Consider the following 15133-nt stretch of genomic DNA (forward strand, 5'->3'; position numbering starts at 1 on the left):
GCAGTTTGGTCATCTAACTCCAGCCAGGTAAGCCTTTCATTGCCTATGGGGCTGGGCTAAAACCTCCCTCCTCCAGATTATCGGTCTCCATAGGCTCACTCGTTTCTTCAAATCCTGACAGGGCGGCCAGACGCCAGACAGGTTGAACACCGAGGTAAAATTCGCCATTGATTTGCCAGGTGGGGTAAGCACTGATACCCACAGCATTGCACAGCTCCACCTGTGGATTGGCACCACGGGCATCGCATTCAACATAGGGTAGCAATGGGGCAGCATTGCCAAAAAATTGCTTTTGTCGAGCACAGTGGGGGCACCAATAGGCTCCATACATGGTTGCCTCCGTATTAGATAGATGCTCGGCGAGCTGGGATTCGTAACTGGGTGCCCATAGTTGCTGTACGGAGAAATCTTGACAGCTTGCGATCGCAACTATCATGCCCAATGGCAATCCAACTTTCAAACTGCGGTGGCCTATCATCGTGTCCCTGCCCCCAAATTACGATAATTACCTTACATCGCCACATCTTCCATGCCTAGCGAAGATGGCCAAATCTCTCCCTAGCCGTGGGTGATGATTTCCAGGGTGGTTTACCGCCCACGATTGTGAAGGAAACTGTCAAAATAGAACCAACTTTTTGGCCACTGATCCACCTCCTCTCCGAAGCCTCGTGCAGGCTTTCTCAGAGTCTTTTTAGGGCCGTTATTGTCTTAGAGAATGACCTTATGAAGCCTTTCGATCTACCGACGCCCTTTAGCGATCGCATTACCCGATGGTTAGTCACTTGCTTTTCAGCAATACTCCTCTTCCTATCTGGGATTCAACCGGTAGCCGCCATCACTCAAACAGCAGCTACCGAATCAGCTTCATTATCGAGTGAAAGCTTCGTCGCAACTGCCGTCAAGCGGGTTGGTGATGCCGTAGTGCGCATCGACACCGAACGCACCATCACCCGAAACGTACCTGACCTCCTCTATGACGATCCCCTATTCAGAGGCTTTTTTGGCCCTGACACCTTTCAACGAATTCCCCAACAGGAACGTTTAAGTGGCCAAGGTTCTGGCTTTATCGTCGATAGCAGTGGTTACATTCTCACCAACGCCCACGTCGTCAACCAAGCCGATCGCGTGACAGTCACCCTCAAAGACGGTCGACATTTTGACGGCACCGTCGAAGGATCAGACGAACTGACTGATTTAGCCGTCGTCAAAATTGATGCAGACAATGAGAACCTGCCAGTAGCATTTTTAGGAGACTCCAATAGAGTAGATGTAGGAGATTGGGCCATCGCCGTAGGCAATCCCCTAGGGCTGGATAATACCGTCACCCTTGGCATTGTCAGCACGCTCAAACGCTCCAGTGCAACCGTCGGTATTCCCGATAAACGTCTTGATTTCATCCAAACAGATGCAGCCATTAACCCTGGGAACTCCGGTGGGCCACTACTAAATAGTCAGGGCGAAGTCATTGGCATCAACACCGCGATTCGTGCGGATGCCATGGGTATTGGCTTTGCCATTCCCATCAATAAGGCAAAATCCATTCAAGGACAGCTCGCTCGTGGTGAGCGTATCGCCCACCCATACCTGGGGATTCAAATCGCCGATTTAACCCCAGAGATGGCAAAACGTAATAATGATGACCCAAATGCCAGCATGATTATTCCTGAGGTCAGTGGGGTCTTAGTCATTCGCGTCCTACCCAACACTCCCGCTGCAAATGCGGGCCTGCGTCGAGGAGATGTGATCACTGCGATCGATGAACAGCGTTTTGATACAGCCAATCAGCTCCAGTCCTATGTTGATCAAGCCAGAATTGGCCAGCGCCTAAGACTCAACCTAAAGCGTGGAGACCAGACTCAAACCGTAACCGTTAAGGCCGCAGAGTTGGATCTAGATGCGTAACGACTACTCCAAATTGAAATTGTGTCCATAACTTCAAAAGTGGCTGAGGGTAGTCCTCAGCCACTTTTGTTATTTAGATGGACTCAAAAACGACAACCCCATCAGCCTTCCTTAGGGAGCAGCAGTTTGATCATCAATCAGCGCATTATCATCCAAAAAGGGTGATGGAGGCACTGATTTAGACTCCGACGACTCGGATGGATTAGCTCCTGAAGCGCCACCAAGCATATCGTCTGTAAACATATTCAGTCCGCCTTCACGGTCATAAGCACGGGCAGTACGGTCATCTAGAACCATATCCTGTAATGCCATATCATCCGACAAAAATGCTTTATCAAAAGAAGGATCTATCTCAGGTGTTGCACGTTCCTCATAGGCATTAAATCCAGTGCCAGCAGGAATCAAACGACCAATGATAACGTTCTCCTTGAGACCTCGTAACCAGTCAGACTTGCCCTCAATAGCGGCCTCCGTTAGTACTCGAGTCGTCTCCTGGAAACTAGCAGCCGAGATAAAGCTATCTGTATTTAGAGAGGCTTTGGTAATCCCCAACAATACGGGAGTATATTCTGCCGGAGCACCACCTGTAATCGACATTGCTTCATTGACCTGCTCTAGCTGACGAATCTCAACCAGTTCCCCAGGTAGCATCGTGGTATCACCACCATCTTCCACACGGGCCTTAGACGTCATCTGACGCACAATCACCTCAATATGCTTATCAGCAATGTCAATACCCTGAGACTGGTATACAGACTGCACCTCATTCACCAAGAAGGTTTGTACCTCCTGAAGACTGATCATGGCCGCGTCATGTACACCCTTGGTTTCACGATGGTACTTAAAGAAAAACTCCAGAATCTGATGAGGATTTAAAGGTCCATCAGTCAAAGGTTCAGCTAAACCAACCTGCTGACCATCAGACACAATCATGGGCTGCCCTGGTGCAATCGGGTACTCGGTCACTACACCATCGTCTTCAACGATCTTTACCTCTACTGTTTCATCATCGCCATAGACTACCTGAGCACTACCAGGTCGCTCTGCCAAGACACAAGCTTCCTTAGGCTTACGAGCTTCTAATAGCTCTTCAATTCGAGGTAAACCCTGGATGATGTCACCGGTCTTGGCCCGCTCAAAGATCAGTAGGACAAGATTGTCACCACGTTGGACTAGATCACCATCTTCAATGTGAAGCACTGCACCAGTTGATACTCGATAGGGACGAGCCAGACGTAGAACAATACTGCCATCATTTACAGCAACCACCTGACCGGAGTACTTAGAGACAACGCCCTCAGCCAAGACATCACCGTCTACCAACAAATCACTTTCTTGAACCGTGGGTGACTTACCATCCAATTCAACAGTCACAAGGTCACTGTCACGGACAACCAGAATACGGCGAACCGACTCTACATCTTGACGGATACCGCGTACCTCTCCAGCTTCCTTAGACTGGATTTCGGTACGAGCAACCACAGCACCAGGCTCTATCTCCTGACCTTCTTCTACAAGTAAGCGAGTTTGGGTACTTCCCTGAGTCTGATCAGCTGCAATATCGCGACGGATAACTAAAGTCTCCAAAATCACCAACTGAAGACGCTGGATCTCAGGATCAGCCTGATCGGACAACAACTCAATATCTGCCGTTAGCTGTGATGGCTCATCAACATTCAGCACTAACTGAGTTCGTAGAAGCTCAACACCATCAACCGACTTAACACGCTCACCATCTTTAAAGAAAATGCGCTGAATGGCAGCAATACCAATCGCATTATCATCACTGTCACTGACAGAGTACTGACTAGGCACTTCAGGATAATCAGGAACCTCAAATTCCTGTACAGGACGTAAAAGCAGTGCCGCTCCTTCTGGAGTTTCTACATACTCAACAAACCGAACAGCTTCCGCAGTCACGCCAGGAATAACTTCCTCACCAGCGTTAACTAAAACACCATCTTTACCACTAGCGGCGTCTGGACTATCCACCATGTGAATATCCCCTGGCTTAATGACAATCTCACGGAGAATGTCATTTTTTTGAGTGACTTCAACAACACCACTAATTTGGCAGAAGATATCCTTCACTACTTCGGTGCCAGCTTCAATGTACTGACCATCCTCAACCATGAGAAGGGATATATCCTTGTTAACCTCGTGGGCCTCTTCTGGGATCCATAGGACAGTGCCCCCCTTAGTAACCTCGTAGCCTTGTTTACCCTTACTCTTTTTCGCAATTTCTACGCCAGAGAACTTGATAATGCCACCACTTTGAGTGTGGTAAGTATCATCAACTAATTCTGCTATCACCTGACCACCCGTAACTTTAGCGCCCGGTGTGGCAATCAAGGAGTAACGTACACCTTTATCGGTCTGCAGGAAGTAATGCTCACGCCCTTGGCCACTTTCAACACTTACCTCAGTAGTGTCAAGCATTACTGAAGCAGTAATAATCTCGACCTCGCGGCTCCCTTTGCTATCTGAGCGATCAGGCAAACGAACCACGCCACCTCGTTCCGTGACAATTTTGGTTTCAGCCAGGATACCGCTGGAGCCAATCATGTCGCCATTTTTGACCGTTGGCTCTGCTCCAGGTGGCAGGTTATAAACTTCACCTGAAAGCACCCACAGCAAGCCTCCACGCTGGGCAAGCTTTGTAATATTGCCTTGGCGATCCTTTTTCTCTTCCTGTACTAGACCAGAAAAGAAAACCTCACCTGACATGTCAGAGGTTACGTCCTTACTGGCCTTCTCAGTCACCTTACGTACGCGGCCAGTAGTGGGTAACTCGGCGATCAGATCGCCCTTAGCCAAAGTCGTTCCATCCGCAACAAATACAATCGAGCCTTGCGGTAGAGAGACAGCACGAGATTTACCGCTATCCATGATCAGCTTAGCGTCGGTATTTGACTCCATCACGAGAGCATCCTCACCATGGCGAGTACGGTAAGGACGGCTGCGAAGGCCATCAGGCATCTTGAATTGGCCCGATACTTTCGCCCGCACTTGAGGAGCCAGTTCCCCCGTAAAGGTTCCACCTGTATGGAATGTCCTCATGGTGAGCTGAGTGCCGGGTTCACCAATGGATTGGGCAGCAATGATACCCACAGCCTCACCCAAGTCCACCATATGGGAATGGGCCAGGCTCCAGCCATAGCAGTGCTGACAAACAGAACGCGCGGCTTCACAGGTTAAGGCAGAACGAACCTTAACTTCCTTAATGCCAGAATCATCCACAGACTTAGCCATGTCTGCATCCATAGGCTGATTGCGAGCTACCACGACTTCACCGGTTTTGGGATGAATGGCATCTTCAGCTAGAACTCGCCCCAACAATTTATCTTCGAGGGAAATCAGCACGCGCTCACCATCGGTCATGGCACTTAACGGAATACCGCGATCCGTACCACAATCAATTTCACGAATAATGACATCCTGAGAAACATCCACCAGACGACGAGTCAAATACCCCGAGTCTGCTGTCCGCAGGGCAGTATCCACCAGACCTTTACGCGCGCCATAGGAGGAAATGATGTATTCGGTAACTGTCAGTCCTTCGCGAAAATTAGTTTTGATGGGCAGGTCAATAATTTCCCCTTGAGGATTAGCCATCAACCCGCGCATTCCCACCAGCTGACGCACCTGGGAGATGTTACCGCGAGCCCCAGAAAACGCCATCATGTAAACCGAGTTGAGCGGATTGTTCTCCTTAAAGTTACGGACGACCTCATCCTTAAGCTCCTCACTCGTACCGTTCCAGGTGTCAATTACCTTTTGGAAACGCTCTACTTCTGTGATTTCGCCACGAGTGTAGCGCTCTTCGGTATCACGAATTTCCTGCTCAGCTGCATCCAGCAGCTGACGCTTGCTGGGAGGCACTTGTAAATCGTCAACACTGATAGAAACCCCAGCACGGGTAGCGTACTTAAACCCTAGTGACTTGATTTCATCAGCCATAGCGGCTGTGCGAGCTGTACCGTAATTATCAAACGACCAGGAAATCAGATTTTTAAGTTGTTTTTTATCAATAATCCGGTTACGAAAAATGATGGAACTGGCTTGTTCATTACCTTGTTTTGCCATGGGTAGCTCTCTGCCTCAACGTGTTACTAGCTAACTGGAAAACGCGAATTAATAGTTCTAACTGGCAAGTGCCGTATGGACAGCGTGGTTATAAATAATGCGTCCAGGAGTTGTATATATATGTTGTGATAGCAAATTGCCATCACTGTCTTCACGCACACGACGATGTGAATAACGCTTGGTGACCATGCCATCTCCGTTATCAATTACCTCGATTGGATCATCACCATCCTCTACGGGGCCATCAAATCGGAGCCATACCCAAGCATGAAGATCGACGATGCCTTGCTCATAGGCAATAATGGCATCTTCCATACTGGCGAAATGGGAGTCAGCACCCTTTTGCTCATAAGGATTTTCTGCTGTGAGATAGTAACAACCCAGCACCATATCCTGACTAGGCGTAATAATAGGTCGCCCCGTCGCAGGCGAAAGGACATTATTAGACGCCAACATTAGGAGACGTGCTTCGGACTGTGATTCTAGAGACAGCGGAACATGAACTGCCATCTGGTCCCCATCAAAGTCAGCATTAAACGCCGGACAGACTAGAGGATGTAGCTGTAAGGCACGGCCCTCAACTAACATCGGCTCAAATGCCTGAATTCCTAGACGGTGTAAGGTAGGAGCCCGGTTGAGCATAACCGGGTGATTTTCAATTACCTCTTCCAATACTCCCCAAATACTCGGATCGTTGCGCTGAATTAGCTTCTTAGCAGCCTTGATATTGTTCACCAAGCCTTGGCGAATCAACCGATGAATGACAAAAGGCTGGAACAACTCGATAGCCATCTCGCGCGGTAGACCGCACTGGTGAATTTTTAGATTAGGGCCAACCACAATGACTGAACGGCCAGAATAGTCAACTCGCTTACCCAGCAGGTTTTGCCGGAAACGTCCTTGCTTACCCTCAATAATGTCTGAGAGGGATTTGAGGGGACGGTTGTTAGCACCCACCACCGTTCGGCCACGACGACCGTTATCGATGAGAGCATCTACGGCCTCCTGCAACATCCGCTTTTCATTACGGACAATAATCTCAGGGGCCAAGATTTCTTGTAGTCGTGCCAGACGGTTATTCCGGTTGATGACTCGACGATAGAGATCATTCAGGTCCGATGTGGCAAATCGCCCACCATCCAACTGAACCATCGGACGCAGATCCGGTGGAATCACGGGAATGACATCCAGCACCATCCAGTCCGGACGAGAGCCAGTCGCAATAAAGTTGTCAATCACTCGCAGGCGTTTGATCAACTTTGCTCGCTTCTGTCCCTTAGAATTCTCAATATTTTCCCGCAGTTGCTCGGCAACCGCCTCAAGCTCTAAGTCCTGCAATAGACGCTGCAGCGCCTCAGCTCCGATGCCGACCTCAATACCTGAAAGATCAGACTCTTCGTCATAAAGCTGATCTTCAATCTCAATCCATTGATCTTCAGTTAGGAGCTGTTTATAACTCAGACTATCGGCATTGCCTGGGTCCAGAACAACATAGGCGTTGAAATAAACAATCTGCTCAACATCCCTGAGGGGCATATCTAGCAAAATCGCAATATAGCTAGGAATCCCCTTGAGATACCAAACATGCGCCACCGGAGCCGCTAATTTGATGTAGCCCATCCGATGACGACGGACGCGCGATTCGGTCACCTCTACACCGCAGCGCTCACATACAATTCCACGATGGCGCACGCGCTTATACTTACCACAGTGACACTCCCAGTCCTTAGCAGGCCCAAAAATGCGCTCGCAGAACAGCCCATCCATTTCAGGCTTGAGGGTTCTGTAGTTGATTGTTTCTGGCTTGGTCACCTCTCCAACGACGGTACCGTTGGGAAGTGTGCGCTCACCCCACTGACGAATACGGTCGGGCGAAGCCAGGCCGATTTTGACATAGTCAAAGCGCTGTTCTAGTTTTGGCATTCTTTTGATTCCTTGTACGCGGCCTATACATCAGGACTTAGTTTCAATGGGAGAATCGAGGCGCATTTGCAACGGCTTTTTAGGCCCCGATTCAGCAGCAAAGGCAGATTAGTGCACAGTTCCACTATCCCAATGGCTGTATCCATAGCTACAGGTAGAGAACTGAACACTAAGCCTACTCATGAGAGGGCTAGAGCGGTGGCTCTTCCAGACCAGGAGCAGCAGCTGGCGCAGCCGGAGGAGTCTCAGGAGCAGCAGCAGCTTCATCTCGTGAGATTGACTCATAGGTAGGCCGCGATGGTGAGCGCCTGTTAATGGAATCTGACATTAAGTCAACTTCTACATCGCGACTCGTACCATCTTCTTGGGTTTCAAGCTTATGCACCGCAATGTCTAGGCAGAGGGACTGAAGCTCTCGCATCAATACCTTGAAGGACTCAGGAGTACCCGGTCGAGGAATAGCCTTGCCCTTAACAATCGCGTTGAGGGCTTCGTTCCGTCCCTGCATATCGTCAGACTTAACAGTCAGCAGCTCCTGCAGGGTATAGGCAGCTCCAAAAGCTTCAAGAGCCCAAACCTCCATTTCCCCAAATCGCTGTCCACCTTGTTGAGCTTTACCACCCAAAGGTTGCTGGGTAACCAGGGAATAAGGACCGGTAGACCGAGCGTGAATCTTATCGTCCACTAGGTGAACTAACTTCAACATATACGGCTTACCTACGGTTACCGGACGATCAAACGGTTCTCCTGAACGACCATCGTAGAGTTGAATTTTGCCTGGGTCGTCGGGGTTAAACACCCAATCATTACCGATCGCATCTCGAGCATCCTGCAGCTTGCCATGGGTAGTTTCCATGGAAGCTTCACTGCCGTACATTTCGTCAAAGGGAGTAATTTTAAAGCGGGCATTGAGATTTTCGCCAGCCCAACCCAGCAAACACTCAAACACCTGACCCACGTTCATACGGGATGGTACCCCTAGAGGATTAAGCACGATGTCAATGGGAGTACCATCTGGGAGATAGGGCATATCTTCAACGGGCAAAATTCGGGAAATAATCCCCTTGTTGCCGTGGCGACCAGCCATTTTGTCGCCCACCTGGATCTTGCGCTTCTGGGCTACGTAAACCCGCACTACCATATTGGCACCAGGAGGCAGTTCATCCCCTTGCTCACGAGTAAAGACGCGCACATCAACAACACGACCTTTTTCACCGTTAGGGACTCGTAATGAGTTATCCCTCACGTCTCGAGCTTTTTCTCCAAAAATAGCTCTCAGCAACTTCTCTTCTGGGGGCTGGTCGGACTCTCCTTTAGGAGTGACTTTACCGACCAAGATGTCACCGGATGTCACCCAGGCTCCAATCCGAATGATGCCAGTCTCATCAAGTTGCCGGAGGGCATCTTCACCTACGTTGGGAATTTCACGGGTAATTTCTTCCGGACCCAGCTTAGTTTGACGCGCCTCAATTTCGAACTTTTCAATGTGAATAGACGTGTAGAGGTCGTCATATACCAGACGCTCACTTAACAAGATCGCATCTTCGTAGTTGTAGCCTTCCCATGGCATGTAGGCTACCAAGACATTCTGCCCAAGAGCGATTTCCCCGCCCTCAGTTGCTGAACCATCTGCCAGCACCTGACCAGCTACCACCTTATCGCCAGCAAAAACCAAGGGACGCTGATTTAGGCATGTATCCTGGTTCGACCGCTGATACTTTTGCAACTCTTGGGCATATGACTTACCTTCAGCATCGGTTACCACCACCTTCTTGGCGTCCAAAAAGGTCACTTCCCCATCCACAGGGCTGACAACAACCATACCGGAGTCGCGAGCAGCCTGGGCTTCTAGACCGGTACCTACTAGAGGACGTTCTGGTCGTAGCAAGGGTACGGCCTGACGCTGCATGTTAGAACCCATCAAAGCCCGGTTAGCATCGTCGTGCTCTAAGAACGGAATTAGGGAGGTCGCCACCGAGATGATCTGAACCGGTGATACCGCTACATAATCGACCTCAGATGAGGACGTGGTAATAAAGTCTTGCCGGTATCGAACAGGTACGGACTCACCCAGAATATTGCCATCAATATCAATTGGGATATCTCCGGGTGCTACGCGAAAGTCATCTTCTTCGTCGGCAGTCATATAAGTTGACGGTAAGTCTTTGCGGATACGACCGTTTTCTACCTGGAAAAAGGGTGTTTCAATAAACCCAAAATCATTGACACGGGCATGGGTTGCCAGAGAACCAATCAGACCAGCATTAGGGCCTTCAGGTGTTTCAATCGGGCAAATACGACCATGGTGGGATGGATGAATATCCCGAACGGCAAAACCAGCCCGCTCACGGGTTAAACCACCAGGACCCAACGCACTGATCCGTCGCTTGTGAGTCAGCTCAGCTAGAGGATTTGTCTGATCCATAAACTGGGATAGCTGACTAGATCCAAAAAATTCTTTAATGGCGGCTACTAGGGGTTTCGGGTTAACCAGAGAGGCTGGTGTTAGAGAATCTGAATCGGAAACAGTCATCCGCTCCCGAATAATCCGCTCTAGGCGATTGAGACCAACGCGCACCTGATTTTGCAGTAGTTCACCAACTGAACGGACCCGACGATTACCCAGGTGATCGATATCATCGATGATGCCGATATCAAACTCTAGATTAATCAAATAGTCGATGGCTGCTAGTACATCCTGCGGCGTCAAAACTCTGACAGCATCAGGCACATTTAAACGCAGCTTACGGTTAAGCTTGTGACGCCCTACTTTGCCCAAGTCATAACGCTTTGGATCAAAAAAGCGTGAGTGTAAGAGTTGCTGTCCTCCTGACACCGTGGGCGGCTCGCCAGGACGAAGCTTACGGTACAACTCTAGCAGGGCCTCTTCTTCGCTAAACTGCCCTTCTTTTTCAATGGTTTTTTGGAAGTATTCAGGATGACGTAGGGAATCAAAAATCTCACCGTCACTCAGACCGAGGGCTTTGAAAAGAACCTGAGCAGAAAGCTTGCGTGTCTTATCAATTCGCACCCAAACCAGGTCATTTTTATCGGTTTCAAACTTGAGCCAGGCACCGCGATTAGGGATTAAATTGGCATTGTAGGTACGACGACCATGCTTATCAGTTTCAGCTTTGTAGTAGACACCAGGACTACGCACAATCTGATTGACGATTACTCGCTCAGCACCGTTGATGATGAAAGTGCCTCGATCAGTCATCAGTGGCAAATCGCCAATGAATACCTCTTGCTCCTTAATTTCCCCAGTTTCCTTATTGATTAGGCGCGTAGGAACGTACATCTGCACTGAGTATGTACTATCGCGACGCTTTGCTTCATCGACCATGTATTTAGGGCTTTTGAGCTTATAATCCTTACCAAGGAAATGCAGCTCTAACTTGCCCGTATAGTCGGTAATCGGAGAGAAGCTTTCAAGTTCTTCAATTAGACCCTCTTGTAAAAACCAGCGAAAACTAGAACGCTGAATTTCGACTAGGTCAGGTAGTACAAAGGAGGATTGGGAAATGGTTAGGTCAGTCATTCGTCTCCTCAAGCAGGTCGAGCCTAAATAAACGGGGTGTAAAAGCGGGCCGTAGGAAAGGTTTTGTTAAAAAAACAGTGTTAAGTTACAAATACAAGAATGACTACACTTCCTCAGTGGGCAATGCAGTCAAACCAATATTTTGCAGGGCTTTTGCTAGCATCCGATAGCTATAATGGGAGCAATGGGCAGGATTCAGACAGCAACCGTCATGCACTAAACGTTATGAACAGGATGAGTGCAAAAAATTAGCCGATTGGCTACCGTAAGGCTAACGCATAGCCGAGGTAGTATATCACAAATCAGCAGTGAAATTTAATACTTTTGTCACTTTGTATTTTTATTTGGTAATGCAGCTTTTTATATCTAGCGTTTAGCTGCGGTTTGGTTTATTGGGCACCGGGATTCGTATCGCTGTTTTTGATTAGTGCTAGCTGGTGCCGCTGACGAATGAAGTCTCAGGTAGATTGAATAAAGCTCTGGCATTAGCTGTCGTTTGAGCTGCCAGGGCTTCCAGGGATGTGTCGCGAAGATTAGCGACAAACTTGGCGACGTGAAGAACGTTAGCTGGCTGATTACGCTTTTCTTTTCGCTTAGGGACTGGGGTCAAAAATGGACAATCGGTTTCTACAAGAATGCGATCGCATCCAACCATTTGAGCCGATGCCTGCACCTGGGTTGCGCTTTTAAAGGTGACAATGCCACTAAAGCTAACATAGAACCCCAGATCCAAAAACCACTGCGTTTCCTCTGGTGTCCCCGTCCAGCAGTGCATCACGCCTTGCACAGGGCCGCGCTCACGCCAAAAGTCCTGTAGCACTTCACGCATAGTCACTGCGGCATCACGACAGTGAATGATGACTGGCAGACTAAGATCGTAAGCAATAGCTAGCTGAGCTCGAAACGCCTCAATTTGACACGCTTGATCATCAGCCTTGAAGAAATCCAAGCCAGTTTCCCCAATCGCTACCACTCGCTGATCCGAGCGAGCCAATTGGCAAATGCGAGCCGCAAGATCCGGCGTCCACTTATCCATATCTAACGGATGCAAACCTACCGCAAACGATACCTCACTAAACCGATCGGCAATCGCTTGAATACCATCAAACTCCGACGGTTCAACACATGAATGCACTAGATGGACGACGCCAGCTCGTCGCCAAGCTGCCGCAACCTCATCCAGATCAGACTGGAAACTATCAAAGTTGATGTGAACGTGGGTATCAACCAGCTGCATGGGTGCTATGAAGCGGTTTCGTGTTTTTTGCGAGCATGAGCCAGCTTAGACTTGCGACGAGCTGCGACATTCCTATGGATACTGCCGCGCTTGACCGCCTTATCAATCTTGCTAAAAGCTGCCGACATGGATGCATCCACGGCTTGCTTCTTTTCGTCAGAAGGATCGGCAGCATACTCGCCCAGAGCGGCGTAGTAGCTCTTGGTCAAGGTCTTAACCGCCGACTTGTATGACTTATTACGTAGACGATTGCGCTCCGCCACTTGGATGCGCTTCATCGCAGATTTAATGTTTGCCACTATTTGCCACTGTAATTTTTGTCAGGACTTCAAATTATAGCATCAAAGAGCATTAAGCAGCTCTTGAGCTGTCATAATCTAACTAGTCTATCAGGCTGTCTCTAGCTAATCCGCGCTAAGCTATAACAGTCATACGTCTCCCACCCTCGCTACCCGCCTCAATGTTGCGAACTCTGTACAAGCTTAGCGAAGCGCAGGCCGAACTCCAGCGCATTTGCGATCGCATCCACACCGAACAGGTGCTTGAGCAAGAAGCCACTGTTCGAGAAATCCTCAGCGCCATCCGAACTTCTGGGGATGAGGCACTCTTGCACTACACAGCCAGATTTGACCAGCAAACTCTGACCGCTAACAGCTTACGCATCAGCGGGGCAGAAATTGATACGGCCTATCAGCAAGTTTCTAGCGACCTGCTAAACGCCATCCGTCTAGCCTGCAAGAACGTCAAAGCCTTTCATCAACAGCGACTCCCTAAAAATTGGGTCACCTTTGAAGAAAACGGTGTTGTCCTGGGTAAGCGATATTCCGCAGTGGCCCGTGCTGGCATTTACGTTCCTGGCGGTCGCGCCGCCTACCCCAGCACGGTGATTATGAACGCGATCCCAGCCCAGGTAGCGGGGGTTGAACGTTTGGTCATGGTTACCCCTACCCCCAAAGGCCACATCAACCCGGCCGTTTTGGTAGCCGCCCAGGAAGCCGGTGTGCAAGAAATTTATCGTATCGGTGGAGCCCAAGCCATTGGAGCGTTGGCCTACGGCACAGCCACCGTACCCAAGGTGGACGTCATTAGCGGCCCCGGCAATGTCTATGTCACTTTGGCCAAAAAGCAAGTTTACGGCACCGTGGGCATCGACTCTTTGGCAGGCCCCTCAGAGGTGTTAATCATTGCTGACCATACCGCCAACCCTATTCATGTCACTGCCGATTTACTCGCCCAGGCAGAGCATGACCCCATGGCCGCCGCCATTTTGCTAACCACCGACAGCACCCTGGCAGAGAAAGTGGTGGTGGAAGTGGATCGACAGCTCGCCGGGCATCCTCGTCAAACCCTTACCGAAAAAGCAATTGCCAACTACGGCATTGCTATTGTCGTAGAGTCCTTAGATGTTGCAGCTCAGCTCTCTAACCAATTTGCCCCTGAGCATCTGGAACTGGAGGTAGAAGACCCTTGGTCACTGCTAGAGCACATCACCCAGGCCGGGGCCATCTTTCTGGGCCATGACACCCCGGAAGCTGTTGGCGATTATTTAGCAGGTCCTAACCACACTCTGCCCACATCTGGAGCAGCCCGGTACGCCTCACCCTTGAGCACTGAAACCTTTATGAAGCATTCCAGCCTGATTCAGTACTCAAAGTCTGCTCTGAGCGATGTGGCCGGAGCCATTGATGCCCTAACGAGCGCAGAAGGACTGCCGTCCCATGGCGATTCGGTCCGACTGCGAGTAGAGGAATAGGCTCCAGCAGCCTCAGGATTTAAGTTTTAATAATCAATATCCAACGTTGGGTTGAGCAGGTCTAAAACATTGGCACCAAGCTCAACCCAAAACTGATTAGTTACTCAGACTTGGGGGCAGCCTGACGGTTCTGCCAGGCCAGAAACAGCTGTAGTCTCAACAAGCTAGTCGTCTGAGCAATATTGAGAGGCAGAGTAGACACCCCTTCTAATCGAGATTGGACCCAGCCATCTCCCCAATGCCACTCGTGAAAACCATCAACCCCTCGATGGAGTAAAAAGCGAATGGAAGTCTCAGATATACTCTCAATTGTGTGGTCAACCCGAATCGGCCCCACGTAGCTGGAAAATGACTGTCCTGTCTGCAACGGTGATTTAAAGTCATCGGAAAATTGTTGTGGCCATAACCACTGCCGCAACTGCTCCGCTTGCGTCAAACTTTTCCGTAGTTGAACCACTGTCGCATCAATTTCAATTCGTAGGGTACTTTGCTGATAAATCCCAAACATAGCGTTAGTGCGTTTCCTAATAGTGGGACAGGTGATAGTCCCCTGATTAACCGACACCCTGACGCGACGGCTCTACTACTACAATATTAAGTATCCTGAAGGTTGCTGTCTTTCGATCAGATTTAATCTGAAAAACTCAGCAAAGTCGGGAGTTATTTCAGCTTGATTAACTAGATCTATCGG

The 15133-nt window shown here is 49.5% G+C and carries 9 protein-coding genes; 2 read left to right on the forward strand and 7 right to left on the reverse strand.

Going from position 1 to position 15133, the window contains the following annotated elements; genetic code table 11:
• Positions 1–43: 43 nt before the first annotated feature.
• Positions 44–478, reverse strand: coding sequence for a glutaredoxin family protein (locus N836_RS48765; RefSeq protein WP_023072028.1), 435 nt, complete (start codon positions 476–478; stop codon positions 44–46).
• Positions 479–723: 245 nt separating this feature from the next.
• On the opposite strand from N836_RS48765, the gene N836_RS48770 reads away from it, so the two are divergent.
• Entirely contained in the window at positions 724–1902 is a 1179-nt protein-coding gene (locus tag N836_RS48770; protein WP_023072029.1) for an HhoA/HhoB/HtrA family serine endopeptidase, read from the forward strand.
• Between the two features lie 111 nt (positions 1903–2013).
• On the opposite strand, the gene N836_RS48775 is transcribed toward N836_RS48770, so the two are convergent.
• The 5 genes from N836_RS48775 to rpsT all read right to left on the reverse strand — a co-directional run bounded on the left by N836_RS48775 (position 2014) and on the right by rpsT (position 12988).
• Positions 2014–5988, reverse strand: coding sequence for a DNA-directed RNA polymerase subunit beta' (locus tag N836_RS48775; protein WP_023072030.1), 3975 nt, complete (start codon positions 5986–5988; stop codon positions 2014–2016).
• A 57-nt stretch (positions 5989–6045) separates the two neighbouring features.
• On the reverse strand, positions 6046–7911 hold the full coding sequence (locus tag N836_RS48780; protein ID WP_023072031.1) for a DNA-directed RNA polymerase subunit gamma: 1866 nt from the start codon (positions 7909–7911) through the stop codon (positions 6046–6048).
• Positions 7912–8101: 190 nt separating this feature from the next.
• Complete coding sequence (gene rpoB, locus N836_RS48785) at positions 8102–11452, reverse strand: DNA-directed RNA polymerase subunit beta (RefSeq protein ID WP_023072032.1); 3351 nt, start codon at positions 11450–11452, stop codon at positions 8102–8104.
• A 430-nt stretch (positions 11453–11882) separates the two neighbouring features.
• Positions 11883–12689, reverse strand: coding sequence for a TatD family hydrolase (locus N836_RS48790; RefSeq protein WP_023072033.1), 807 nt, complete (start codon positions 12687–12689; stop codon positions 11883–11885).
• A 5-nt stretch (positions 12690–12694) separates the two neighbouring features.
• Positions 12695–12988, reverse strand: a complete 294-nt coding sequence (rpsT, locus tag N836_RS48795; RefSeq protein ID WP_031292330.1) for a 30S ribosomal protein S20 — start codon at positions 12986–12988, stop codon at positions 12695–12697.
• Positions 12989–13149: 161 nt separating this feature from the next.
• Here rpsT and hisD point away from each other — a divergent pair, with 161 nt between their 5' ends.
• Positions 13150–14442 (forward strand): histidinol dehydrogenase, encoded by a 1293-nt coding sequence (gene hisD / locus N836_RS48800; RefSeq protein WP_023072035.1) that lies wholly within the window; start codon positions 13150–13152, stop codon positions 14440–14442.
• 100 nt (positions 14443–14542) lie between these two features.
• Here the strand turns inward: hisD and N836_RS48805 are convergent, their stop codons facing one another.
• Positions 14543–14950: a hypothetical protein gene (locus tag N836_RS48805; RefSeq protein WP_023072036.1), complete on the reverse strand. Its 408-nt coding sequence runs from the start codon at positions 14948–14950 to the stop codon at positions 14543–14545.
• Positions 14951–15133: the final 183 nt, after the last annotated feature.

The sequence above is a fragment of the Leptolyngbya sp. Heron Island J genome (genome assembly GCF_000482245.1).
GTDB lineage: Bacteria > Cyanobacteriota > Cyanobacteriia > Phormidesmidales > Phormidesmidaceae > Leptothoe.